The sequence below is a fragment of the Actinomycetospora aeridis genome, from assembly GCF_037400275.1.
Lineage (GTDB): Bacteria > Actinomycetota > Actinomycetes > Mycobacteriales > Pseudonocardiaceae > Actinomycetospora > Actinomycetospora aeridis.
The window spans coordinates 304078-327834 of the sequence record NZ_JBBEGL010000001.1; the positions used below are offsets into that span (position 1 = coordinate 304078).

Consider the following 23757-nt stretch of genomic DNA (forward strand, 5'->3'; position numbering starts at 1 on the left):
TTCGAGCGCGCTCGAACGCAAGTCGAGCGGGTACCCGGCACCATGCCGCTGCCAGCGCCCGCCCCCGATGCCGCCGTCGTCGTCACCGGCGCGTCCTCGGGCATCGGGGCGGCCGTCGCCCGGGAGCTCGGCCGCCGGGGCCACCCGATGGTGCTCGTCGCCCGCAGCGGCGACGCGCTCGCCGACCTCGCCGCCGAGCTGCGCGCGCTCTCCGGGCAGGACGCGGCGGTCCACGCCCTCGACCTCGGCACCGACGCGGACCTCGCCGCCGCCCGGGAACTGGTCGACGACGACCGCGTGGCCGGGGTGGTCAACGCGGCCGGCTTCGGCGTGACGGGCCGCGTCGCCGAGCTGGCCGACGTGCAGGCCGCCCTCGACGGGCTGGTCCGGGTGAACGTCCTGGCCCTGCACTCCCTGACGGTGGCGGCGGTGGGCGCGCTGGTCCGGCGTGCCGCCGCGGACGCCCGACCCGGCGCGATCCTCAACGTCTCGTCGATCACCGCGTTCCAGCCGCTGCCGGGCGCGGCGAGCTACGCGGCGAGCAAGGCGTTCGTGCAGTCGTTCTCCGAGGCCGTGCACACCGAGCTCGCCGGCACCGGCGTCACCCTGACCACGCTCAGCCCGGGCCTGACCCGCACCGGGTTCGCGGACGCCGCCGGCACCGACTTCGGGCGGGCGCCCGACCTCGTCGTCGGGGAGGCCGCCGACGTCGCGGCGGCGGGGGTCGAGGCGATGGTGCGGGGCGACCGCAGCGTCACCCCCGGCCTGGTCAACCAGCTGACGGCCCTCGGTGGGCGCCTCGCCCCGCGGACGCTGCTGCTCCCCGCCCTCGACGCCGGGATGGACCTCTACGGAGCCTGAACGAAGATTTCCCCGGGGCCGTGTCGAAGGCCGTCGCTCCCGTTCGACGTCCGGGCGAGACCATCTCGCCCCACCCCGAGGAGCCCCCGATGAGCACCAGCTCCGTCCCCACCCGCACCGGCTACGCCCCGCTCGGCGAGCTGCGGATGTACTTCGAGGTCCACGGTGACGAGCGCACCGGCGGCACGCCCCTGCTGCTCCTGCACGGCGGACTGTTCGACATCGACCTGCAGTTCGGCGCCCTGCTGCCCGGGCTGTCGGCGGGCCGGACGGTGATCGCCGCCGACTTCCAGGGCCACGGACGCACCAACGACCTCGACCGCCCCCTGTCCATCCCCGAGCTGACCGGCGACGTCGTCGCGCTGCTCGCGCACCTGGGGATCTCCCGGGTGGACGTCTTCGGCTTCAGCGTCGGCGGCGCGGTGGCCCTGACCCTCGCGATCCGGCACCCCGAGCTGATCCGCCGCGCGGTGGTCTCCTCGGCGGCGTTCACGGCCGGCGGCATGCGGTCGGAGAACAGCGAGGCGGTCGGCGCCATGACGGTCGACATGATCGAGGGGACGCCGATGGCGGACTCGTACCGGGCGAAGTCGCCGCACCCCGAGGGCCTGCAGGGCCTGCTCGACAAGCTCGGTGCGCTCGACGCGGGCCCGGACTGGAGCGACGACGACATCGCGGGCTACGCCGCGCCGACCCTGTACACGGTGGGCGACTGCGACGCCGTGCGCCTCGAGCACGCCGTGGCCTTCCTGCGCCTGCGGGGCGGGGACGTCAACGGGGACTTCGCCGGCGTCCCGGCCACCCAGCTCGCGGTGCTGCCCGGCACCACGCACTTCGGCGGCATCGCCCGCACGGCCCTCGTGCAGGACATGGTGGCCACGTTCCTCGACGCCTGAGCCCGGTCGCCCCTTGACGAGCCTTCGTCGGTGTCAGATAGTCGACGGCACCGTCAAATGCGTGGCTCGGGTCACGCCCCTGGCTCGATGAGGAGTGTGGCCATGACCTATGTGATCGGCGTCGACGTGGGGGGCACGTTCACCGACGCGGTGCTCGACGACGACTCCGGCTCGGTCATCGCGGCGAAGGCGCCGTCGACGCCGCCGGACTACTCCCGGGGCGTGATGGACGTGCTCGAGCTGCTCGCCGAGCAGCTCGGGCGCTCCGTCGAGGAGATGCTGGCGGACACCCACCACGTCGCGCACGGCACGACGTCGAGCCTCAACGCGCTGGTGATGCGGAAGGTCCCCGACGTCGGGTTCCTGACCACCAAGGGCCACCGCGACTCGATCTTCATCATGAACGTCGAGGGGCGTTACCTCGGCCGCAGCCCGCACGAGCTGCAGCACGTCCTCGCCCAGGACAAGGACCACCACCTGCTGCCCAAGCGGCACGCCCTCGAGGTCACCGAGCGCGTCGACCGCGACGGCAACGTCGTCGTCGCGCTCGACGAGGACGAGGTCCGCCGCCAGGTCACCGCGCTGCGCAACGACGGCATCCGCGCCATCGCGGTGTCCTTGCTCTGGGCCTTCCGCAACCCCGTCCACGAGCGCCGCGTCCGCGAGCTGGTGCACGAGATCGACGCCGACATCTACGTCGCCCTCTCCAGCGAGGTCAGCCCCCGCATCCGCGAGTTCGCCCGCAACTCCACGACGATCATGAGCACGCAGGTCGGCCCCGGCCTGCGCGACTACCTCACCAACCTGGAGGCCGGCCTCAAGGACCGCGGGCTCGCCGGCCCGCTGCTCGTCATGCAGTCCAACGGCGGGGCGGTCGCGGCATCCGAGGCGCCGGCCCAGGCCATCTCGACCGTCGGGTCGGTGCTCACCGGCGGCGTCGTCGGCTCGTCGCAGCTGGGCCGGCGGCTCGGCCACCGCAACATCATCTCCACCGACGTCGGCGGCACGACGTTCCTCGTCGGGCTCATCGTCGACGGCGAGCCGGAGCGCGACACCACGACCGTCATCAACCACCACCCGATCAACGTCCCGACCCTGCGCGTGCACGCCATCGGGTCCGGCGGCGGCGCGATCGCGTGGGTCGACGCCGGCGGCAACCTGCGCATCGGCCCGCACAGCGCGCAGGCCGTCCCCGGCCCCGCGTGCTACGGCCAGGGCGGCACCGAGCCGACCAACACCGACGCCAACCTCGTGCTGGGCATCCTCCCGACCTCGGGCCTGCTCGGCGGGCGCAAGGCGCTGGACGTGGAGAAGGCCCGCGAGGCGATCCGCACGAAGGTCGCGGAGCCGCTGGGCCTGTCCGTCGAGGACGCCGCCGCGGCCATCCACGCCGCCCAGAACGCCCAGACCGGCGACCTGCTGCGCAAGAGCGTCGTCGAGGCCGGCCACGACCCGCGCGAGTTCGTCCTCTACGCCTTCGGCGGCTCCGGCCCCGCGTTCTGCGCGAAGTACGCGACGCACCTCGGGGTCGCCGAGGTCGTCGTCCCGCTCGGCCCGGTCGCGTCCGCGTTCTCCGCCTACGGCCTCGCCGCGTCCGACATCGCGCTCGCCCAGGAGCTCTCCGACCCCGCCCAGCTCCCCGTCGACCCGGTCCGCGCGGAGAAGAACTTCGCGCAGCTCGAGGACCAGGTCCGCCAGGGCCTCGACCGGCAGGGCCTCAAGTTCGACCGCGTCGAGATCGTCCGCGAGGTCGACATGCGCTACGCGATGCAGCTCGCCGAGGTCACCGTCCCCGTCGGTGACGGCCCGCTCGACGAGAACGCCATGCGGGCGGCGGCCGACCGGTTCGAGGAGAAGTACGCCGAGCTGTTCGGCCAGGGCTCCGGGTTCAGCGCCGCCGGCATCCAGGCCATCACCTACCGCGTGCGCGGCCGCGGCGTCCTGCCGTTCAGCCCGGAGCTGCCGCCCCTCGAGCGGGCGTCCGGGGAGCCACCCGTCAGTGGCCGGCGGCCGGTCTACCTCGAGATCGGCCAGGGCTTCGTCGACACCCCGATCTACGACTACACCGCCCTGCGCGCCGGCCACGTCGTCACGGGCCCGGCGGTCATCGAGGTCCCGACGACCACCGTCGTCGTGCCCGAGGGCCGCACCGGCACCGTCGACGAGCTCGGCAACCTGCACATCACGCACTCGCAGAAGACCGGAGCCTGAATCATGGTCATGGCCGTCCCCGGCTCCGAGAGGTTCTCGAGCCGCCCGATCGACCCCGCCGTGCTCGCCGCGCAGCTGCCGGAGAGCCTGCCGGTCCACACCGTCACCCAGGAGCAGATCGACGCGCTCGACCCGCTGACCTACGAGGTCGTCCGCCACCGTCTCTGGTCGGTCACCGACGAGATGGGCGAGGCGCTCAAGCGCATGTCCGGCTCGCCGATCGTCACCGACGCCAACGACTTCGACTTCGCGGTCTCCGACGAGCTCGGCCAGGAGGTGCAGGTCGGGCTCTACAACACGATGCTCGTCGGCGCCGTCGACCTCGCGATCTACTGGACGCTGCAGCACCGCGCGAGCAACCCCGGCATCGCCGAGGGCGACATGTTCCTCACCAACGACCCGTGGGTCGGCGGCGGGCTGCACCAGAACGACGCGATGGTCTACCAGCCGGTGTTCTGGGAGGGGAAGCTCTTCGGCTGGACGTCGGCGATCGCCCACCAGCCCGACCTCGGCGGCGTCGGCCTCGGCTCGTTCTCGCCGGCCGCGCAGGACGTCTTCTCCGAGTCGCTGCCGACCCCGCCGGTCAAGGTCGTGCGTGACGGGGTGCTGCAGGACGACGTCGCCGACGTCTGGGTCCGCCGCTCCCGCGTCCCGATGATGATCGGGCTCGACCTGCGCGCGAAGGTCGGCGCCAACACCGTCGGGCGCGACCGCCTGCTCGCGGTCATCGAGCAGTACGGCGCCGACACGGTCAAGGCCGTGATGAAGCGGATGATGGCCGACGCCGAGTCGCGCCTGCGGGGCAAGCTCACCGACCTCCCCGACGGCACGTGGCACGCCACCGGCTACCAGGACCAGTCGCACGAGGGCGACCGCGGCCTGCACAAGATCACGGTGGCGATGACGAAGGCGGCGGACCACCTGACCTTCGACTTCACCGGCACCGACCCGCAGTCCGGCGTCGTCAACTGCACCTACGCGGGCATGCGCGGCGGCGTGATGCTCGCGCTGCTGCCGATCCTCGCCGGCGACATCCCGTGGTCGGCCGGCGGGCTGATGCGCTGCTTCGACCTCGTCGCCGAGGAAGGCACGATCAACAACGCGAGCTTCCCGGCGGCGGTCGGCCGGGGCCCGATCGGGCCGGCCTGGCTCACCGGCAACCTCGTCGCCGAGTGCCTGAGCCAGATGCTCGACCAGGCGCCGGACCTGGACGCGCACGTCCAGGCCACCTGCTGCGGCACCTGGGACACCGCGGTGATCGCCGGGCTCGACCAGCGCGGACCCGTGCCGACGCCCTTCCTCTCGATCATGATGGACCCGATGGCGGGCGGCTACGGCGCCCAGCCACAGGCCGACGGCATGGACACCGGTGGCCTCTTCTGCATCCCGCTCGGGCGCGTGCCCGACGTCGAGATGACAGAGTTCCTCTACCCGGTGCTCGCGCTCTGGCGGCGGGAGGAGCCGGACTCCGGCGGTCCCGGCCGGCGCCGCGGCGGCGTGGGTGCGTCGCTCGCGATCACCCCCCACGGCACGAGCTTCCCGATCGGCCTCGTCCTGGCCTCCAACGGCAAGGCGGTCAGCCAGAACAACGGGCTCGCCGGCGGCTACCCGGGCAACACCGGCGTGGAGTGGATCGCCCGCGGCAGCGAGGTGTCGGCGGCACTCGGGGCCGGGCGCCTGCCCGCCGACCTCGAGGAGATCGGCGGCACCGCGGAACTGCAGCCCTGCTACGGCGAGACGTACGTGGCGCCCGGCGAGGTGTTCACGATGTTCTGGCAGGGCGGCGGGGGCTACGGCGACCCGCTGGTCCGCGAGCCGGAGGACGTCGCCCGCGACGTGCGGGAGGAGAAGGTCACCGTGGCCACGGCCGCGGCGGCCTACGGCGTCGTCCTCGACGGGTCCGGCGCGGTCGACGCGCAGGCCACCGACGCCCGCCGTCAGGAGCTGAAGGACGCCCGCCGCTCCCGCGGCCCGGCCGGGGGCACGCGGGAGACGATCGCGCTGACCGACGCCCGGAGGCTGGACGACAACCTCGTCGCCGTCGGCGACCGGGTGGCCTGCACGCACTGCGCGACGGTGCTCGGTTCCGGGGCGGTCGGCGAGCTCGACCTCGTGCGCTACGAGGGGCCGGTCAGCGACGCGGGCCCGCAGGTCGTGGACGGCGCGGGCGACTACGTCGACGGCGCGGTGCACTTCCGGCAGTACTGCTGCCCGGGGTGCTTCACGGCGGTCTCGACGGCGGTCGTCCCGGTCGACCACGTCGACGACGTGACCCGGACGAGCCGCGTGCTCGCGGACGCCCGCTCATGAGGCTGGACCGGGTCGCCGTGCTCGGCGGGGGACCGGGAGGTCTCTACGCCGCGCGGCTGTGCAAGCTCGCCCGGCCCGACTGCGAGGTCGTGGTCCACGAGCAGGGCGTTCCGGACGAGACGTTCGGGTTCGGCGTCGGACTGGCCGCGCGGACGCAGCGCCGGCTGGCCGAGGCCGACCCGGCCTCGCTCGACGACATCCTCGCCGCCTCCTGGTCGCACGACATGCGGATGGTCGTCGGCGGCCGGGCGGCGGGAATGAGCGTGTCGAGCCTCGTCGCGGTCGGGCGGGCCGAGCTGTTGCGGGTGCTGCAGCGCCACGCCGAGGACGCGGGCGTGAAGCTCGAGTTCGGGGCACGGCGCTCGGCCGACGAGCTGGACGCCGACCTGGTGATCGCGGCGGACGGGGTCGGGAGTGCCACGCGCTCGGCCGGCGACTTCGGCGCCGACGTCGAGACCGGCACCGGCTGGTACCTCTGGGCCGGCACGGACGTCGCGCTACCGCACGCCCTGTTCGCACCCGAGCGGACCGAGCACGGCGTGTTCGTCACGCACGCCTACCCCTACGCGGCGGACCGCAGCACGTTCCTGGTCGAGACCGACGAGGCGACCTACCGGGCGGCAGGCTTCGACCACGTGGTGCCGGCAGACGAGTCCGACACCGTGGCGCTGGAGTACCTCTCCGACGTGTTCGCCGACCACCTCGACGGCCACCGGCTGATCGGCAACCGCACCCGGTGGATGCAGTTCCGTACGGTGCGCTGCGACCGCTGGCACGCAGGGAAGGTGGTGCTGCTCGGGGACGCGGCGCACACCGCGCACTACTCCGTCGGGTCCGGCACGAAGCTGGCGATGGAGGACGCGATCGCGCTGGTCGGCTCGCTGCAGGAGTCGGACGACCTGGAGTCGGCCCTCACCGCCTACGAGGACGAGCGCCGCCCCGCCGTCGCGCGGATCCAGGACATCGCCGAGCGCTCCCGCCGCTGGTGGGAGACCTTCCCGGAGCGCCTGGACCTCCCCGTCGAGCAGCTCCTCGTGGCGTACATGAGCCGGGCGGGCAACGTCCCGCTCGACCGGTTCGCCGCGGGGTCGCCCGAGCTGGTGCACAGGGCGCTGCAGCAGTGGGCGGGGGAAGAGCCGTCGGCGGCCGAGTCGCTGGCGGAGTGGGCCCTCGCGCGGACGCTGCGGCCGTCGACCCCGGGCCAGGAGCCCGAGGTCGAGGGGGAGCCGGAGGGGTCGCGCGGTTTCGACTCGCGGGTCGTCGCCGACGACCCGCAGGCCCTGGGCGCCACCGTCCTCGACCTCGGCACCGACGACCGCCCGTCCGGCTCCGAGCAGGTCGTGGAGGACGCGGTGCGGCGGGGCGCCCGGGTCATGGACACGGTGTGGCTGACGGGCGCCGACGACCGGGCCAGCGTGCTGACCCGGCTCGAGGTCGCCGAGCGGCTCCGTCGGCAGACGCCGGCGCTGGTCGTGGTGGCCGGCCCCGAGGCCCTGCGCCACGACTTCGCCGACGGGCTCGTGGCCGACCGCGCGCACCTGGTGGCCCTGCGATGACCCGGGACGAGTACGGCGAGTTCTGGGGCACGAGCACGATCGCCGACGAGTTCCACGCGGTCGCGCTCGCCCATCCCGATCGCGACGCCGTCGTCGCGGCCCAGGGCCGGCGCACCTACGCCGAGCTGGACGCCGAGACCGACCGGATCGCCGTCGGGCTCGCGGACCTCGGCCTGCATCCCGGCGACCCGGTGATCATCCAGGTGACGAACCGTCTGGAGACCGTCGTCGCCTGGTACGCGCTGCTCAAGGCCGGGCTGGTGCCGGTCGCGACCCTCGCCGCCCACCGCGGTCACGAGATCGCGCACATCAGCCGGGCGGTCGGGGCGCGGGCGCACCTGGTCGAGGCCGGGACGAAGGGCATCGACCTCGTGGCGTTCGCCCACGAGCAGGCCCACGACCACCCGACGATGCGCCACGTCCTCGTCCTCGGCGACCTCCCCGCGGCGGACATCGACCCGGACGAGGCCCGCAAGCGCGTCGAGGAGATCCAGCGCGGGATCGACCCGGACGACATCGCGGTCTTCCAGCTCTCCGGCGGCACGACCGGTGTCCCGAAGCTGATCCCGCGGCAGCACGCCGAGTACTGGTACAACGCCCGCGCCTACGCCGACGCCCTCGGCTGGAGCACGGACGAGCGCGTCGGCCACCTCATCCCGGTGATCCACAACGCTGGCGTGGTGTGCGGCGTGCACGGCCCGCACACCCGCGGTGCCTGCCTCGTGCTCACCGACCACGACCTCGACACCGCCATGCCCCTCCTCGTCGCCGAGCGCACCACCTCGGTGCTCTTCGGCCACGTCCACTACCGGGCCCCGGAGCACCCGCTCTACGACCGGCTCGCCCAGACCCTGCGCGTCGCGGTCCTCTCCGGCGCCAAGGTCTCCGAGGACCTGTTCACGAGGACGGGTCGGGGCGGCGCGTGGGTGGGGCAGCTGTTCGGCATGGCCGAGGGCATGTTCCTGGTGACGCCGCAGGACGGGTCCCCGGAGCTACGCCGGGAGACCGTCGGCGTCCCGATCTCCCCGGCCGACGAGGTGCGCATCCTCGACCCGGGAACGGAGAACGAGGTCCCCGACGGCGAGGTCGGCGAGCTGTGCTGCCGCGGCCCGTACACCCTGCGCGGCTACTTCGGCGTCGACCGGCCGGAGGCGTTCACCTCCGAGGGCTTCTACCGCACGGGTGACCTCGGGGCGGTCCGCCTCCTCGACGGCCACCGGGCGATCTCCATCGAGGGTCGCATCAAGGACCTCATCAACCGCGGCGGCGAGAAGATCAACGCCGAGGAGGTCGAGCTGCTGCTGCTCTCGCACCCGCACGTGGTGGAGGCGGCGCTGGTCGCGATGCCCGACCCCCGCCTCGGCGAGCGCGGCTGCGCCTACCTCGCGACCGACGGCACCGTCGTCACCCTCGAGGACCTGCGCGCTCACCTGACCCGCCTCGACGTCGCGAAGTACAAGTGGCCCGAGCGCGTCGAGCTGGTGGAGGCGCTGCCGCGCACGAAGGTCGGGAAGCTCGACAAGAAAGCCATGACGGCCGACATCACCGCACGCCTGGAGAACCAGCAGTGAGCCACCACCGCATCGGCATGATCGTCCCGAGCTCGAACGTCACCGTCGAGACCGAGATCCCGGCTCTCCTCGCGCGGCACCCGAACGCGACCTTCTCCTTCCACGGCAGCCGCATGCGCATGGCGAAGGTGACGCCCGAGGAGCTCGTCGCCATGAACGCGCAGCGCGAGCGGTGCGTCGACGAGCTGGCCGACGCCGGCGTCGACGCCCTGCTCTACGCCTGCCTCGTCGCCGTCATGGCGCAGGGGCCGGGGGAGCACCGGCGCGTCGAGGCGGCCGTCGCGGAGCAGTTCGCCGGGCGCGGCCTGCCCGCGAGCCTCGTCTCCAGCGCAGGGGCCCTCGTCGACGCGCTGGCCGCGAAGTCGTGGGGGCGGGTCGCGCTGGTCATGCCGTACATGAAGCCCTTGGCGCAGCAGGTGGTCGCGTACCTCGAGGCCGAGGGGATCGAGATCGTCGACTGGGCCGCGCTCGAGGTCGGCGACAACACCGAGGTCGGCTGCATCCCGGGTGGCCGTGTCGTCGAGGCGGCCCGGGGGCTCGACCTCTCCCGCGCCGACGCCCTGGTCGTCTCCTGCTGCGTGCAGATGCCCTCGCTGCCGATCATCCCCGCCGTCGAGGCCGAGCTCGGCCTGCCCGTCCTGTCGGCCGCCACCGCGGGCGCGTTCTGCCTGCTCCGCTCGCTCGGCCTGTCGACGGAACTTCCCGACGCCGGGTCGCTCCTCGCGAGCCCGGTCGGGGCCGTCCGGTGACGCGCACCCCGGCGAGCGTCCTGGCGCTCTGCCTGGCCTGCATGACGCTCGAGGGCTACGACGTCATCGCCTACGGCGCGGCCCTCCCGTTCCTGCTCGCGCACCCCGACTGGGGCGTGACGACGGCGCAGGCCGGTGTGCTCGGGAGCCTGACGCCGGTCGGGATGCTGGTCGGGGCGGTCGTGGTCGGGCTGCTGACCGACCGGCTCGGCCGGCGCCGCCTCGTCCTGATCTCGACGGCGATCTTCTCGATCGCGATGCTGGCCTGTGGTCTGGCGCCGGGGGTCGCGGTGTTCGCCGTCGGGCGGCTGCTCGTCGGGCTCGGTGTGGGCGGTGTGCTGCCCTCGATCGCGGCGTTGGTCTACGAGTACTCCGCGTCGGGCCGCCACCACGTGAACACGGCGCTGGCGTTCGCGGGGGTCGGCGTCGGCGGAGCCCTCGCCGCGCTCGTGGCCGCGCTGTTCGGCCCGGACCTCGGGTTCCGCGTGGTCTACCTCGTCGGTGGTGGGGCGGCCCTGGTCGTCCTGCCGTTGGCCATGCGGTTCCTGCCGGAGTCGCTGGTGTACCTGCGGGCCCGGGGTCGTCACGACGAGGCCGCGGGCTGGGCGGCGCGGCTCGGCGTCGACGCCGAGGTGGCCGAGCCGCCCCGCGAGGGCTCGCGCATCGGTGTGCTGTTCTCGCGGCGGTTCGGCGCGACGACGGTGATGTTCTGCCTCGCGACCTTCGCCTCGCTGCTCGTCCTGTTCGGCCTCTACACGTGGTTGCCGCAGCTGATGCGCTCCGCGGGCTACGAGCTGGGCTCCGCGTTGACGTTCCTGGTCGTGCTGAACGTCGGGACGGCGGTCGGTCCGCTGGTGCTCGGTCGGCTCGCGGACCGGTACGGGTCGCGGGTGGTGACGGCGGGCTCGTTCCTGCTGGCCGTCGTCGGGATCGCGGTGCTCAGCCAGCCGCTGCCGACGGTCCTGCTCTACGTCGCGGTCGTGCTGGCGGGCATCGGCACCGTCGGGACCCAGATCCTGATCAACGTCTTCATCGCGAGCCGCTACCCGGTCGACGTGCGTGCGACCGCGATCGGCGTGGCGCTCTCGGTGGGTCGCATCGGCGGGATCGTCGGGCCGCTGTACGGCGCCTTCCTGCTGACGACCCAACTGCCGACCGCCGTCCTGTTCCTCGCCTTCGCGGCGCCGGCCCTGCTGGGCGCGGTCGTCGTCGCGTCGATCCCGCGCGCGGTCGCGCCGCGGCCGGAGACGGCGGGTGCGGGGGCCCGTCGTCATGACCTCCAGGCGCAGTAGGAGCACTCCCACCACCGCTCGACCCCACCACCAGGAGCGTGCCCCGATGACCGTGGACGACCAGACCTTCAACCCGCTCGCCGGCGGGTCCGTCACCGAGATCCGGGCGTCCTTGCGGGAGGTCCGCGGCAGCGGGTGCCCGGTGTCGCACGTCGCGCCCGGGCTGATGTTCCTGGCGGGCCACGACGTCGCGCGCCAGGCGCTGCTGGACGGACACGCGATGAGCAACGCGGGCAACTTCGTCCTCGGCGACGAGGGTGACGGCGAGGCGCCGCCCGCCCTGATCACCCAGAGCGACGCGCCCGAGCACACCGCACTGCGCGCGCTGCTGCGCCCCGGGTTCGCGCGGACGGCGATCACGAACGCGACGCCGTGGGTCCGGGAGTACGCCGACGAGCTGATCGACGCGCTGCCCGACGGTGGACCGGCCGACCTCGTCGGGGACGTCGCGATGCCGCTGACGGCCCGCGTCATCGCCCGGTTGGTCGGCGTGCCCGCCGAGGACTCCGACGAGCTGGCCCGGCTCTCGCTGGAGATCACGGCGATCCTGCCCGCGCCGTTCGTCGGCACGGAGGCCTGGCAGCGACTGGAGGAGTACTTCGTCGCCGCGTCGCGCGCCCGCCGCGCGTCGACGGACCAGCCGGACGACATGATCACCCGGCTCGTCCACGGGCGAGTCGACGGCCGTGAGCTCACCGACCGGGAGGTGGCCTTCCACGCCTGGCAGTTGTTCGTCGCCGGCCTGGAGAGCACCGCGTACACGATCGGCTCGACCGTGTACCACCTGCTCGTCGATCGGAGCCGGTGGGAGGCGCTGCTGGCGGACCGGTCGTTGCTGGACACCGCCCGTGAGGAGGGTCTGCGGCACGGGTCCGCGATCCGGTGGGTCCTGCGGACGGTGGCCGAGCCGGTCGAGATGGGCGGGACGTCGATGGAGCCGGGGGAGCGGGTCGTCGTCGGGCTGGAGTCGGCGAACATGGACGAGACGGTGTTCGGCGAGGACGCCGACGACTTCGTCGTGGGCCGTCCGACCGCCCGGAAGCACTTCTCGTTCGGCCACGGCGTGCACCTCTGCCTGGGCGCCGAGCTCTCCCGCATCGAGATCTCGACCGTGCTCACCGCGCTGCTCGACCGCCTGCCCGGGCTGCGGCTGGCCGACGACGCCGAGTGGCGCGACGTCGAGAGCCCGATGTTCTGCGGTCCGCAACGCGTCGACGTGGTGTGGCCTGCGGCCGGGTGAGCGAAGCTCACGGCATGCGGATCGACGTCCACCAGCACCTGATCCCGACGCGGTACCGGGCCGCCCTCGACGAGCGCGGGCTCACCGCGGGCGGGTGGCCCACGCCGGACTGGGACCCGGATGCGGCGCTGGCGATGATGGATCGCCGGGACATCGCGACCGGGGTGCTGTCGATCAGCGCGCCCGGCGTGCACTTCGGCGACGACGCCGCGGCGCGCGAGCTGGCCCGGGCGGTCAACGAGGAGCACGCCGAGCTGGTGGCGCGGCACCCGGACCGCTTCGGGCAGTTCGCGGTGCTGACGCTCCCGGACGTCGAGGGGGCGGTCGCGGAGGCCGAGTACGCGCTGGACGTGCTCGGCGCGCACGGCGTGGTGCTGCTGTCGAACGCCGGCGGCGCGTACCTGGGCGACGAGTCGATCGAGCCGCTGTGGGAGATCCTCGACGCGCGCGACGCCGTGGTCTTCGTCCACCCGACGGCCCCGCCCGGACTGCCGATGCTCCCGGGCCTACCCAGCCCGCTGCTGGACTTCCCGTTCGACACCACACGGGCGGCGCTGCAGATGGCGACCCGCCGCGTCCTCGCGCGGCACCCCCGCCTGCGGGTGATCCTGTCCCACGCCGGGGGCTTCGTGCCGTTCGTCGCGAGCAGGCTCGCCGGGGCGGCGCGGTTCACCGAGGGAGTCTCGGAGGACGACGTCCTCGAGGAGTTGCGGAGCTTCTTCGTGGACACCGCGCTCTCGGCCACCCCGACCGCGCTCCCGTCCATCACGGCGTTCTTCCCACCCGGGCACGTGCTCTACGGCAGCGACTTCCCGTTCGCGCCGGAATCGTGGGGCGTCACGTTCGACCGCGTGCTCGACGAGGCCGTCGCCGAGGGGCACCCGGTCCTCGCCGGCGTCGACCGTCGCAACGCCGAGGCGCTGCTCCCGCGCCTCCGGACGTCATGACCACCGAGGGTGCCTCGGTATCGTCGCGGCTCATGAGCCTGCCGGAACCCGCCCCGGACGAGACCCCCGCCCGGCGGCCCCGTCGGGAACTGGTCGAGGCCCAGATCTACGAACAGGCGACGCGCCTGTTCGCCGAGCGCGGCTTCGCGGGGACGAGCCTGCAGGACATCGCGGATGCGATGGGCATGACGCGGCCGTCGCTCTACTACTACGTCAAGAACAAGGACCAGCTGCTGGCGCGGCTCGTCACCGAGATCACCGAGGGGCCGGCCGACACCGCGGAGGAGATCGCGGGCGGCGACGCGGACCCGGAGACGAAGCTGCGCGACCTCGTCCGGGTCACCGCGGCGCAGCAGGCCCGGCACGGGCCGCGGTTCCAGCTGGTGATCCGCTCGGAGTCCGAGCTGCCCGACGACCTCGCCGCGGCCCACGCCGCGGCCAAGCGGCGGGTGCTCGACGGCTTCGTGCGCATCGTCGACGAGGGCATCCGGAGCGGGCAGTTCCGGCCGCGGCCGGCGCGGTCGACCGCCTTGGCGCTGATCGGGATGTGCAACTGGGTCGCGTTCTGGTTCCGGGCGGGCGGGGCGCAGTCGCCGGAGGAGATCGGCGAGCAGATGGCGGAGATGGCGGTCGCGACGGTCGCGCAGGCGCCGGACCGGCTGCCGGACACCCCGCGCCCGGGCGACCCGGCGGCGGCGTTGAGCCTGCTCCGGCAGGACCTGGACTACCTGGAGAGCGTCATCCAGACGCAGGCGTCGAAAGATTGACGCAGGCGTAGACGAGTTCTACGCTGGGGCCATGGCACTGGAGCACAAGGTCCGCGGTGTCGACCACGCGGCGTTCCCGACGTTCGATCCCGCAGGGACCGTCCGCTTCTACCGCGACGTCCTCGGCTTCCCGGTCGTGCACTCGATCTGCGCGGCGGGGTGGGGCCCGGAGAACCACCCGGACTTCATCCACTTCTTCTTCGACATCGGGAACGACGACCGGATCGCGTTCTTCTACTACTTCGGCCTCGAGCCGCAGCACGCCCACGAGCGCGGCGACGTCTACGCGGGCTTCGGGCCGGAGGTCCCGGAGTTCTTCGTGCGGTCGCGCCACCTGGCGATCCACGTCGACGACCAGGACGACCTGCTCGAGTACCGGCGCCGGCTCGACGACTCGCAGTGGCCGGTCGAGATGCAGATCCAGCACGAGACGATCGAGTCGATCTACACGCACGACCCCAACGGCTACATGGTCGAGTTCACCCGCGCGATGCGTCCGGTGACGCCGCAGGAGGACCTCGACGCGAACCTGACGATCGACGCGCTGCTCGACGTCGTGAGCGCCCCGGAGCCGACGTTCGGCAAGCTGCTCGCCCGCAAGGCCGAGCTGATCGTGGACCGCGCGGCCGCCTGGGACGAGGCGCAGGTATGACCGCGCTCTACGTGCTCGACGTCCCGGAGAACACCTCGGTGGCGAAGGTGGCGGGCGAGGACGGGACCGTCACCGTCAACAAGATCGGGCCGTACTTCGAGATCACCGCGGACGGCCCGATCGTCGTCGACCGTCGCGCCACCGGCTGCCGCCACGCGGTCTGGTACTCGTGCGTCGCGGGTGTCGCCGGCGGCAGCATCACGCAGCACGACAAGAACGCCCTCAGAGTCGAACCGTGGGTCGACCCGGCATGAGTGCTCCCGTCCGTGGTCTGGGCGCGGGCCGCTACGTCGCCGTCGACGAGCGCCCCGCCGCGACCGTCACGAGCGTCCACGAGCTGACGACGGCCGACGGCGCCACCGTGCGCGGGGTACTCGCCGCCGTGCCGGGCGCCCGCACGGTCGTGTGCCTCATGCACCCGCGCCAGGACGTCACCCACCACGCCCTCGTGCCGCACCTGCTGCGCGCCGGGGTGGCGGTCTGGACGCAGCACACCCGGTCGGTCAACAACGACCTCACGCTCGTCCACGAGCAGGCACTGCTCGACGTCGCGGCGGGCATGGTCTTCCTGCACGAGCGGGGGTTCGACGCGGTCGTCCCGCTCGGGCACTCCGGGGGCGGCACGCTCTACGCGTTCTACCTCGAACAGGCGGGCCTCGCGCCGGCCGACCGGCTCGCGACCACGCCAGCCGGGCGCCCGACGAAGCTCGCCGACGCCGCCATGCCCCTTGCCGACGGCGTCGTGTTCCTCGCGCCGCACCCCGGCCAGGGGCGGCTGCTGCTCGGGTGCATCGACCCCTCGGTGGCCGACGAGGGCGATCCGCTGTCGGTGGTGCCGGAGCTCGACCCGTTCCGGGCAGAGAACGGGTTCGCCGAGCCGCCCGCGAGCTCGTCGTACGACCCGGCGTTCCTCGAGCGCTACCGCGCGGCCCAGCGCGAGCGCGTCGCCCGCATCGACGCCGTCGCCCGCGGGCACGTCGAGCGCGCCGCGGAGGCGCGGGCCACCCACAAGAGGACGGGTGACCCCGCCGACCGGCGCCGCGCGCTCGCCCCGCACGTCGTCACGGTGTTCCGCACCGACGCCGACCCGCGCACGGTCGACCTCTCGCTCGACCCCAGCGAGCGGCCGTACGGCTCGCTGTTCGGGGCGCGGCCCGACCTCATCAACTACGGCCAGGTCGGGTTCGGCCGCCTCACCACGCCCGAGGCGTGGCTCTCGACGTGGTCCGGGCTCTCCACGCGCGCCGACTTCGTCCGCTGTGCGCCCGGTGTCACCGTGCCGACGCTGTTCGTCGAGCTCACCGGCGACCAGGCGGCGTTCCCGTCCGACACCCGCGCGATGGTCGCCGCGCTGGGGGCCGCCGACCGCACCCACGTGGCCGTGCGCGGCACCCACTTCGGCGGCGCGGTCGCCCCCGGCGAGCCCACCGGCAACGAGCTCGCCGCGGAGCAGATCGCGACCTGGCTCGCCGACCGCCACCCCCTTGCGCCCCCCATGTGAGCGAACTTCGGGGCTATAGCCCCGAAGTTCGCTCACATACCCCGATCGACGTCACGACCCGGCGAACCGCGCGAGGTCGGCCGCGATCGTCGCCGCGTCGACGGTGTCGGGCCAGTGGTGGGCGGGCCGGCCGTCGGGGTCGAGCAGGTAGGTGATGGCGGTGTGCCGGATCTGGTCGGTGCCGTCGTCGCGGGGACGGGCGAACACCCGGAACGCGGCGGCGGCCTCCTCGACCTGCGCCGCCGACCCGGTGAGGCCGGTGAAGCGCGGGTGGGCGCCGGTGAGGAACGCGCGCATCACCGCGGGCGTGTCCCGCTCGGGGTCGACGGTCACGTAGAGCGGGACGACCGGGGCGTCCCCGACGAGGTCCAGGGCCTCCCCGAGCTTCGCCAGCGCCCGCGGGCACACCACGCGGCAGTGGGTGAAGCCGAACTGCACGAGCTGCCAGGAGCCGCGGTACGTGGCCTCGGTGACGGGACGGTCGTGGTGGTCGACCAGGGAGAACGTCGCCCGGATCGGCGGCGCGCTCACGGCGTCGTCCCGGGAGCCGCCACCAGGTCGACGGCGGGTCCGTCCGGCACCGTCAGCACGCCGTCCGGGGCGCTCACCTCCACCCCGTCGAGCCGCAGGCGGGCACCGCCGGGCAGGCGTCCCAGGGTCACCCGCCCGTCGCCGGGCACCGCGGTCTCGCGGCGCAGGCGGGCGTGCAGCACGCCGTCGACGACCTCCGCGCGGCTCACCTCGACGTCGCGGTCGACCTCGACGATCGCCGGTTCCTCGTGGTGCTCGGGGCTCCACGGCTGCTGGTAGAGGCCCCACAGCCCGTCGGGGACGTTCAGCCGGGCGTACCCGAGCAGGACGTTGCCGGACATCGGCTCGATGTCGGTGCGGCGGCCGTGGGCGTCGGTCGGGGTGTCGTTGCGCGGGTAGTACAGGCCGCCGCCGCGCCAGGTCGGTCCCATCCGCCGGTCGGCGTGGGCGAGCAGGCGCTCGAGGGTGTCGCGGTCACCCATCTCGGAGGCCCAGGCGGTCACCCAGCCGGTGTCGCAGGAGTCGATGACGACGGGCTGGCCCATCACCTCGCGGGCGGGGGCCGAGCGCACCGACAGCGCGCCGTCGTCACCGGGGACCAGGAACGCGGCGACCTGGCTCGGGTAGTGCCGGTGCACGAAGTCGCGGTTCCACATCGTCATCAGCGCGCCGCACCACGCGTCCACCCACGGCGACGGCGCCTCGTTGGGGCGCACCGCGCGGGTGTCGGAGAGCATCATCATCGCGTAGTGGCCGTTGTCGTCGAGCCGGCCGAAGTCCGCCCACGCCTTCTCGTAGCCCGCGATCACCTCGTCGGCGCGGGAGCCGCCGTGGATGAGGTCGTGCAGCCGGAAGCCGAGGATCGCGGGCTGGTTGCAGATCTGGAACACGCAGTTGGGCTCGCACGCGACGCCGAGGTAGCCGTTCTCCACCATCTGCCAGTAGAGGTGCTCGGTCAGCGAGTCGCGGTCGTAGGCGAACCGCTTCTCCCCGCCGCCCCAGAAGAACGACCAGTGCCGGAACGTCAGCGCGCCCGGCGCGGCGTAGCGGTCGTCGGCGAAGAGGTGGTCGTGCAGCAGCGCGCACGACTGGACGTACGCGGAGTACATGATGTTGTCGCGGATGACCGGGTCCCACTCCTCGTGCAGCTGGTCGACGAGGTGGGCGTTGAAGACCGAGCCGCCGCGGCTGACGTCGCGCCAGTAGAGCCAGACCTCGGGCAGCAGCAGCTTCTCGATCAGCCGCTGCATCGTCGGCCGGAACACCCCGGGCGCGGCGGGCAGGCGGTGTCGGTGGGTCAGCGCCAGGGCGTAGACCATGTAGGCGAGCTGGAACCGGTAGCCGCCGAAGTCGTCCTGGCTGGTGCCCTTGCCCTGCATGAGCGACCAGTCGTTGGGCCACTGGCGCGACAGGTTGTCCCAGTGCCGCAGATGCCCCAGCTGCTCGCGGTCCAGCACCCCTGCGCTCATGCACCGACGGTAGGGCCCGCGTCGAGCGCCCTCCCGGCGTTGCCGGATCCGGCGTGCGGCGGTGCCGGAACCGGCGATCCGGACCTAGCATCGGCGGCGTGTTCTCGGCGGTGGCGGACTCGGTCGAGGCGTGGAGCGCCGTCGCCGACGACTGCTTCGTGCCGCTGCAGGTGCGCCCGCCCGGGTCGGGACGTCGCACCTTCCACGGCGAGGTCGTGTCCCGGGCGCTCGACCACCGCGTGACGATCGCCGGCATCGCGGCCTCGTCGTGCCGCATGGTTCGCACGTCGCGGGCGGCGGCGAGCGAGGACATCCCGGACACGCTGTTCGTCTCCCTGCAACGCTCCGGCACGTTCCGCGCCACGCTCGCCGGCCGGACGGCGGCGGTCACCGCCGGCGAGGCCGTGCTCTACCGCAGCCGGGAGGCGATGACGCTCGACGTCGACGCGGTCGGCTCCTGCCTGACCCTGCAGATCCCCGTCGCCGCGGCGGGCCTGCCCGACCCGCTCGTGACCGCGGCGCTCGCCCGCCCCGTCCCGGCGGCCCACCCGCTGCTGCGGGTGCTCACGGCGACGGCGGACACCCTCGAGGACACGGCCGCGGACCTCGACCCGGTCGCGGGCGCGCGGATGGCGTCGACGGTGATCGACCTGGTCGACGCCCTGCTGCGCTCGGTCGCGGGTGACGACGACGCGCGCCCGGCCGGGCCCGCCGCGCTCGCGACGGCGATGCAGCGGTTCCTGCTCGACCACCTCGGCGACCCGGCGCTCTCCGTCGACGCGGTGGCGCGCCGCTTCGGTGTCTCCGGGCGCTACGTCGGGCGGGTGTTCGCCGACGCGGGCGAGCCCCCGCCCGCGACCTGGCTGCGCGACGAGCGCCTGCGCCGGGCCGCGCGGCTGCTCGAGCGCGCGCCGGCACCGACCGTCGCGGCCGTCGCGGCGCGGTGCGGCTTCGCCGACGTCACGACGTTCACCCGCGCCTTCCGCCGTCGCCACGGCGTGTCCCCGGGGACGTGGCGGACGCACGGCGTCTGACGTCCCGCCCCCGACGGTCGACCGCCCCGCGACGGCGGGCGTCGCGGGGCGGTCGGGGAGAACGGGGCGGGTCAGCGCCGGGGCGGGTTCGACGGCGCCACCGGCTCGGTCAGCCCGGGCTGGGGGTCGCCGGGCCGGGTCGGACCACCCGCGGCGCCGGGGGGCATCGCGGTGCCCTCGGGCGGTGTGGGCGTGGTCTGCGGAGCGGGCGGGGTCGCCTGCTGGGTCGTCGGCTGGGGTGTCGCGTACTGCGCCGTGGCGTCGTGCCCTCCGCCGTTCCCGAGCCCGGTGGGCGCGTACGCCCGGGCGTCGGCCTCGGCCCGTGCGCGCCCGGTCTCGAGGTCGCTGCGGACCTGGCCGGACTGCTGCTGGGCGCGGCGGTAGCCGGAGTTGATGAGGTCGGCGGCGGCGTCGCGCCCGCCGAGCCCGAACGCCAGGGCGGAGCCGAGCGCGACGGCACCGATGAGCGCGATGTAGGTCGCGGTGACGATGGTCTCCGCGATGCCCAGCTGGTTCAGGATCATGAACACGGCGATGGCCATGACCAGCGTCGGGGCGGCGGTGCGCGCCACGCGCCCGGTCGGGGTGTCGCCCATGGTGCGGTGCACCAGCCCGCCGACGGCCGCGGCGATCGCGGCGGCGACCAGGAAGATCAGCACCGCGGCGAGGACGTTCGGCAGGTACGACAGCACCAGGTCCACGAACCCGGTCACGGCGGGGATGTTCAGCGTCCCTACCGCCGAGACGATCACGAAGACCAGCAGGACCCACTGGACGACGAGGCCGACGAGCTTCGACGGGCTCCCGTCGGGCGAGAACCGGGCGACGTACTCGCCGCCGCGGCCGTGGGTGAGCCGGTCGTCGAGGCGCACGCGGCGCAGCAGCTTGGTGATCCCGGCGCGGATGAGACGCGCGATGATGTAGCCGATGATCAGGACCAGGAGGGCCCCGATGATGTTGGGCACGTAGTTCAGCAGGGTGGTGAACGCGTTCTGCAGGCTCTGCAGCACGTTGAACCCACCGCCTCCGGGCGGTGCAGGGGACATCGGGTGCTCCTCGTTCGGTCGTGGAGCCGCCGTGGTGCCCGATCACCCTGCGTCGCGAACCCGGCACCCGCAGGTTTCGTTCGTTCAGCCCAGTCGGTGGTGGTCAGCGGGCCGGCAGCACGCAGAACTCGTTGCCCTCGGGGTCGGCGAGCACGACCCACGGATGGTCGGGCGCCTCGTCGAGCACCCGGGCGCCGAGGCCGACGAGGCGCTCGACCTCGGCCTGCTGGTCGCCCGGCGCCGCGACATCGAGGTGGAGCCGGTTCTTGCCCGCCTTGCGCTCCGCGACGTGCTGGAACAGCAGCACGGCGTCGCCGACGAGCCCCACCTCGACGTAGGACGTGCCGTGCGCGTCGTCCCAGCGGCGCACCACCGACGAGCCCAGCGCGCCGCACCAGAACCACGCCAGCGCCTCGGGCTCACGGGCGTCGAGCGCGACGGCGGCCAGACGGGCGCGGGAGGGCGGCACGGGCGGCAACGCTAGCGGCTCAGGGCATCCCGCCGTCGACGCGCAGCACCGCGCCGGTGGTGAACGACGCCTCGGCCGACGCGAGGTGGAGCACGGCCGGCACGACCTCCTCCGGTTCGCCGAGCCGCCCCAGCGCCGCGCTGCGTTCGAAGCGCTCGACGACCTCCGGGGTCCAGGCCGTCGCGATGTCGGTGCGGAACGGGCCGGCCTGCACGGCGTTGACGCGCACGCTCGGGCCGAACGCCTGCGCGAGGCCCTCGGTGAGCGTGTTGAGCCCGGCCTTGGCCATCGCGTACGGCAGCTCGGCGGGGCCCGGCCGGATCGCCGCGATGGAGCTGATGTTGACGATCGCCCCGCCCCCGGCGGCCACCATCCGGGTGCCGCACGCCGCCGAGAGCCGGAACGGGCCCTTGAGGTTGACGCCGAGCACCTTGTCGAACAGGCCCTCGGAAACCTCGTCGAGCGCGGGGTAGAGCGGCGAGAGCCCGGCGTTGTTGACCAGCACGTCGACACGGCCGAACGTCTCGTCCACCGCGGCGACGAGCGCGTCGCAGTCGTCCCAGCGCGAGACGTTGCAGGCCACCGGCAGCGTCGCGACACCGTGCGCCGCGCCCACCTCGTCGGCGAGCTCCCGGCACGCCTCGATCTTGCGGCTGGCGATCACCACGGACGCGCCCTCGGCCGCGAACGCCCGCACCATCGCCCGCCCCATGCCGCGGCTGCCGCCGGTGACGACCACGACCTTCCTCGCGAACCTGCCGTCGCCCATCCGCGCTCCCGTCACGATGATGGACGCATGCTGGCACGCGACGAGGCCGACGCGGTGATCGCGTGGCTCGCCTCGGCCGGGCTCGGCGACGGGCCGTGGCGCCTCGAGCCGCTGGCCGGCGGCACCCAGAACCTCATGCTGCGCGCGACGGCGGGCGAGCGGCGCGTCGTCGTCCGCAGCGGACCCCGCCACCTGCGGACGGGCAGCAACGCGGCCATCGAGCGCGAGATCCGCGTGCTCGGCGCGCTGGCGCCGACCGACGTCCCGCACCCGCGGCTGCTCGCCACCGCGCCGGTCGACGGCGTGCTGCCGGGCCGCGTGGTCTACGCGATGGCCGAGGTCCCGGGCGTCAACGTCACGACCGGGCTCTCCCCGGCGCAGGAGGCCGACCCGGCCCTGCGCCACGGGCTCGGTCCCGCGATGGTCGACGCGCTGGCCGCCCTGCACGCCGTCGACGTCGACGCGGTCGGGCTCGGCGACGTCGGGCGCCCGCAGGGGTTCCTCGCCCGCCAGGTGCCGCGCTGGCGCGACGAGCTCGCCCGCTACCGCGAGGTCGAGCACTACCCCGGCTTCGGCGACGACACCGACGACGTCACCGACTGGCTCGAGCGCCACCGCCCGACGTCCGGTCCGCCCGCGCTCGCGCACGGCGACTTCCACCTGGCCAACGTGCTGTTCGACCCCGGGCGCGCCGCGGTGACGGCCGTCGTCGACTGGGAGATGGCGACGGTCGCCGACCCGCTGCTCGACCTCGGCTGGCTGCTCGCGACCTGGCCCGCGAGCGGGTCGGCGCTCGGCTGGGCGCCGATCGAGGGCCTCGCCGGCGAGGACGAGCTGGTCACGCGCTACGCCGGGCGCACCGGCACCGACCCGTCCGCCGTGCCCTGGTACGCGGTGATGGCGTGCTTCAAGCTCGGCGTCCTGCTGGAGGGCACCCACGCCCGCGCGTGCGCCGGCCGGGCCCCGGAGGACGTCGGCGCGCGGATGCACGCCTCGGCCCGCAGCCTCGTGGCCCAGGCCCGCGAGCGGATCGCCCGCGCCTGACCGTCCGAACGGTGACGTAACGCCCGTGGCGGCCGTCGCGAGACACCCGCGTCGAGTCGTGATCAGTCGGGGGAGTTCCGGTGACGCAGCAGTACCCGCCGCCGTACCAGCAGCCGTACTACGGGCCGCACCACGCCCCGTACCACCAGGCCCCGCCGTCGAACGGGATCGCGACCGGCGGGTTCGTCGTCGCGCTCGTCGGCGCCGTGCTCGCGCTCGTGCCGTTCCTCGGGATCGTGTCCTGGGTGATCAGCCCCGTGGGGCTCGTGCTCTCGATCGTCGGGCTGACCGCTGCGTCGCGGAAGGGCGGCGTGGGCCGCGGTCTCGCGATCGCCGGCGTCGTCCTCGGCGGGGTGGGGCTCCTGATCTGCTTCCTGTGGGCGATCGGGTTCGCGGGCGCGGTCAACGAGTCGCGGACCGGCACGTCGACGAGCTACACCGCGCCGTTGTACGGGGTGCCGTCTTCGGCCCCGTCCTCCCCGGCCGCGACCAGCGCGTCCGCGCCGGCGGGCAGCTTCTCGGAGGGCACGTACACCGTGGGCTCCGAGATCGCGCCCGGCCGTTACCGTACCCCGGGCGCCCCGACGGACGATGTCTTCCGGTACTGCTCGGCCTCGCGGCAGAGCACCGACGGCTCCACGATCGGCAGTCCGGAGTCCACGAGCGGGGGCCCCGCCTATATCACCGTGCGGCAGGGCGACGGCCAGGTCGAGTTCTACGGCGGCTGCGTCTGGTCGCCCGCTCCGTAGGAGCGCGACTCTCTGACGAGGACGCTTCGAATCTCGAAGCAATCGCCGGGAAGTGACCTCGGTCGTCGCGGCGACCGGCACGTTCGGCATCCC

At 73.8% G+C, this 23757-nt stretch carries 22 protein-coding genes; 17 read left to right on the forward strand and 5 right to left on the reverse strand.

Annotation, left to right across the window (positions count from 1 at the left end; genetic code table 11):
- The first annotated feature begins 42 nt into the window (after positions 1 to 42).
- The 14 genes from WCD41_RS01515 to WCD41_RS01580 all read left to right on the forward strand — a co-directional run bounded on the left by WCD41_RS01515 (position 43) and on the right by WCD41_RS01580 (position 16553).
- Positions 43 to 861 carry an SDR family NAD(P)-dependent oxidoreductase gene (locus WCD41_RS01515; protein ID WP_337711605.1) on the forward strand — a complete coding sequence of 273 codons (819 nt, stop codon included), beginning with the start codon at positions 43 to 45 and terminating at the stop codon, positions 859 to 861.
- Positions 862 to 950: 89 nt separating this feature from the next.
- Entirely contained in the window at positions 951 to 1757 is an 807-nt protein-coding gene (locus tag WCD41_RS01520; RefSeq protein WP_337711606.1) for an alpha/beta fold hydrolase, read from the forward strand.
- Between the two features lie 102 nt (positions 1758 to 1859).
- Positions 1860 to 3968 carry a hydantoinase/oxoprolinase family protein gene (locus WCD41_RS01525; RefSeq protein WP_337711607.1) on the forward strand — a complete coding sequence of 703 codons (2109 nt, stop codon included), beginning with the start codon at positions 1860 to 1862 and terminating at the stop codon, positions 3966 to 3968.
- A gap of 3 nt (positions 3969 to 3971) precedes the next feature.
- On the forward strand, positions 3972 to 6278 hold the full coding sequence (locus WCD41_RS01530; RefSeq protein ID WP_337711608.1) for a hydantoinase B/oxoprolinase family protein: 2307 nt from the start codon (positions 3972 to 3974) through the stop codon (positions 6276 to 6278).
- On the forward strand, positions 6275 to 7834 hold the full coding sequence (locus WCD41_RS01535; protein WP_337711609.1) for an FAD-dependent monooxygenase: 1560 nt from the start codon (positions 6275 to 6277) through the stop codon (positions 7832 to 7834). The genes WCD41_RS01530 and WCD41_RS01535 overlap by 4 nt, the downstream gene beginning before the upstream one ends.
- Complete coding sequence (locus WCD41_RS01540; protein WP_337711610.1) at positions 7831 to 9405, forward strand: (2,3-dihydroxybenzoyl)adenylate synthase; 1575 nt, start codon at positions 7831 to 7833, stop codon at positions 9403 to 9405. The genes WCD41_RS01535 and WCD41_RS01540 overlap by 4 nt, the downstream gene beginning before the upstream one ends.
- Entirely contained in the window at positions 9402 to 10154 is a 753-nt protein-coding gene (locus WCD41_RS01545; protein WP_337711611.1) for a maleate cis-trans isomerase family protein, read from the forward strand. The genes WCD41_RS01540 and WCD41_RS01545 overlap by 4 nt, the downstream gene beginning before the upstream one ends.
- Positions 10151 to 11446: an MFS transporter gene (locus WCD41_RS01550; RefSeq protein WP_337711612.1), complete on the forward strand. Its 1296-nt coding sequence runs from the start codon at positions 10151 to 10153 to the stop codon at positions 11444 to 11446. Before WCD41_RS01545 ends, WCD41_RS01550 begins: the two co-directional genes overlap by 4 nt.
- A 46-nt stretch (positions 11447 to 11492) precedes the next feature.
- Entirely contained in the window at positions 11493 to 12686 is a 1194-nt protein-coding gene (locus WCD41_RS01555) for a cytochrome P450 (RefSeq protein WP_337711613.1), read from the forward strand.
- Positions 12687 to 12700: 14 nt separating this feature from the next.
- The gene (locus tag WCD41_RS01560) at positions 12701 to 13633 is read left to right on the forward strand and encodes an amidohydrolase family protein (protein WP_337711614.1); all 933 of its coding nucleotides are present in this window, start codon (positions 12701 to 12703) and stop codon (positions 13631 to 13633) included.
- A gap of 32 nt (positions 13634 to 13665) precedes the next feature.
- A complete protein-coding gene (locus tag WCD41_RS01565; protein ID WP_337711615.1) occupies positions 13666 to 14400 on the forward strand; it encodes a TetR/AcrR family transcriptional regulator in 735 nt (244 codons plus the stop codon).
- Between the two features lie 31 nt (positions 14401 to 14431).
- Positions 14432 to 15052, forward strand: a complete 621-nt coding sequence (locus tag WCD41_RS01570; protein WP_337711616.1) for a VOC family protein — start codon at positions 14432 to 14434, stop codon at positions 15050 to 15052.
- Positions 15049 to 15306 (forward strand): hypothetical protein, encoded by a 258-nt coding sequence (locus tag WCD41_RS01575; protein ID WP_337711617.1) that lies wholly within the window; start codon positions 15049 to 15051, stop codon positions 15304 to 15306. Before WCD41_RS01570 ends, WCD41_RS01575 begins: the two co-directional genes overlap by 4 nt.
- Positions 15303 to 16553 carry an alpha/beta hydrolase gene (locus WCD41_RS01580; RefSeq protein WP_337711618.1) on the forward strand — a complete coding sequence of 417 codons (1251 nt, stop codon included), beginning with the start codon at positions 15303 to 15305 and terminating at the stop codon, positions 16551 to 16553. Before WCD41_RS01575 ends, WCD41_RS01580 begins: the two co-directional genes overlap by 4 nt.
- A gap of 51 nt (positions 16554 to 16604) precedes the next feature.
- Here WCD41_RS01580 and WCD41_RS01585 read toward each other — a convergent pair whose 3' ends face one another.
- Both WCD41_RS01585 and WCD41_RS01590 read right to left on the reverse strand, forming a co-directional pair.
- The gene (locus WCD41_RS01585) at positions 16605 to 17084 is read right to left on the reverse strand and encodes an SCO family protein (RefSeq protein ID WP_337711619.1); all 480 of its coding nucleotides are present in this window, start codon (positions 17082 to 17084) and stop codon (positions 16605 to 16607) included.
- Positions 17081 to 18553, reverse strand: coding sequence for a linalool dehydratase/isomerase domain-containing protein (locus WCD41_RS01590; protein WP_337711620.1), 1473 nt, complete (start codon positions 18551 to 18553; stop codon positions 17081 to 17083). Before WCD41_RS01590 ends, WCD41_RS01585 begins: the two co-directional genes overlap by 4 nt.
- 98 nt (positions 18554 to 18651) lie before the next feature.
- Here WCD41_RS01590 and WCD41_RS01595 point away from each other — a divergent pair, with 98 nt between their 5' ends.
- Positions 18652 to 19587 (forward strand): AraC family transcriptional regulator, encoded by a 936-nt coding sequence (locus WCD41_RS01595; protein WP_337711621.1) that lies wholly within the window; start codon positions 18652 to 18654, stop codon positions 19585 to 19587.
- A 71-nt stretch (positions 19588 to 19658) separates the two neighbouring features.
- Here WCD41_RS01595 and WCD41_RS01600 read toward each other — a convergent pair whose 3' ends face one another.
- From WCD41_RS01600 to WCD41_RS01610, 3 genes are all read right to left on the reverse strand, one after another.
- Positions 19659 to 20633, reverse strand: a complete 975-nt coding sequence (locus WCD41_RS01600; protein WP_337711622.1) for a mechanosensitive ion channel family protein — start codon at positions 20631 to 20633, stop codon at positions 19659 to 19661.
- Between the two features lie 103 nt (positions 20634 to 20736).
- On the reverse strand, positions 20737 to 21102 hold the full coding sequence (locus tag WCD41_RS01605) for a VOC family protein (RefSeq protein ID WP_337711623.1): 366 nt from the start codon (positions 21100 to 21102) through the stop codon (positions 20737 to 20739).
- A gap of 19 nt (positions 21103 to 21121) precedes the next feature.
- Entirely contained in the window at positions 21122 to 21871 is a 750-nt protein-coding gene (locus WCD41_RS01610) for an SDR family NAD(P)-dependent oxidoreductase (RefSeq protein WP_337711624.1), read from the reverse strand.
- Positions 21872 to 21898: 27 nt separating this feature from the next.
- Between WCD41_RS01610 and WCD41_RS01615 the strand changes: the two genes are divergently transcribed.
- Positions 21899 to 22915, forward strand: coding sequence for a phosphotransferase family protein (locus WCD41_RS01615; protein WP_337711625.1), 1017 nt, complete (start codon positions 21899 to 21901; stop codon positions 22913 to 22915).
- An 80-nt stretch (positions 22916 to 22995) separates the two neighbouring features.
- Positions 22996 to 23664 carry an Rv1352/Rv1906c domain-containing protein gene (locus tag WCD41_RS01620; protein WP_337711626.1) on the forward strand — a complete coding sequence of 223 codons (669 nt, stop codon included), beginning with the start codon at positions 22996 to 22998 and terminating at the stop codon, positions 23662 to 23664.
- Positions 23665 to 23757 lie beyond the last annotated feature (93 nt).

Bases quoted from the DNA above. Each gene is read 5' to 3' on its own strand.
- WCD41_RS01515 (WP_337711605.1), top strand. From the start codon at position 43: ATGCCGCTGCCAGCGCCCGCCCCCGATGCCGCCGTCGTCGTCACCGGC.
- WCD41_RS01520 (WP_337711606.1), top strand. From the start codon at position 951: ATGAGCACCAGCTCCGTCCCCACCCGCACCGGCTACGCCCCGCTCGGC.
- WCD41_RS01525 (WP_337711607.1), top strand. From the start codon at position 1,860: ATGACCTATGTGATCGGCGTCGACGTGGGGGGCACGTTCACCGACGCG.
- WCD41_RS01530 (WP_337711608.1), top strand. From the start codon at position 3,972: ATGGTCATGGCCGTCCCCGGCTCCGAGAGGTTCTCGAGCCGCCCGATC.
- WCD41_RS01535 (WP_337711609.1), top strand. From the start codon at position 6,275: ATGAGGCTGGACCGGGTCGCCGTGCTCGGCGGGGGACCGGGAGGTCTC.
- WCD41_RS01540 (WP_337711610.1), top strand. From the start codon at position 7,831: ATGACCCGGGACGAGTACGGCGAGTTCTGGGGCACGAGCACGATCGCC.
- WCD41_RS01555 (WP_337711613.1), top strand. From the start codon at position 11,493: ATGACCGTGGACGACCAGACCTTCAACCCGCTCGCCGGCGGGTCCGTC.
- WCD41_RS01560 (WP_337711614.1), top strand. From the start codon at position 12,701: ATGCGGATCGACGTCCACCAGCACCTGATCCCGACGCGGTACCGGGCC.
- WCD41_RS01565 (WP_337711615.1), top strand. From the start codon at position 13,666: ATGAGCCTGCCGGAACCCGCCCCGGACGAGACCCCCGCCCGGCGGCCC.
- WCD41_RS01570 (WP_337711616.1), top strand. From the start codon at position 14,432: ATGGCACTGGAGCACAAGGTCCGCGGTGTCGACCACGCGGCGTTCCCG.
- WCD41_RS01575 (WP_337711617.1), top strand. From the start codon at position 15,049: ATGACCGCGCTCTACGTGCTCGACGTCCCGGAGAACACCTCGGTGGCG.
- WCD41_RS01580 (WP_337711618.1), top strand. From the start codon at position 15,303: ATGAGTGCTCCCGTCCGTGGTCTGGGCGCGGGCCGCTACGTCGCCGTC.
- WCD41_RS01590 (WP_337711620.1), bottom strand. From the start codon at position 18,553: ATGAGCGCAGGGGTGCTGGACCGCGAGCAGCTGGGGCATCTGCGGCAC.
- WCD41_RS01600 (WP_337711622.1), bottom strand. From the start codon at position 20,633: ATGTCCCCTGCACCGCCCGGAGGCGGTGGGTTCAACGTGCTGCAGAGC.
- WCD41_RS01610 (WP_337711624.1), bottom strand. From the start codon at position 21,871: ATGGGCGACGGCAGGTTCGCGAGGAAGGTCGTGGTCGTCACCGGCGGC.
- WCD41_RS01615 (WP_337711625.1), top strand. From the start codon at position 21,899: ATGCTGGCACGCGACGAGGCCGACGCGGTGATCGCGTGGCTCGCCTCG.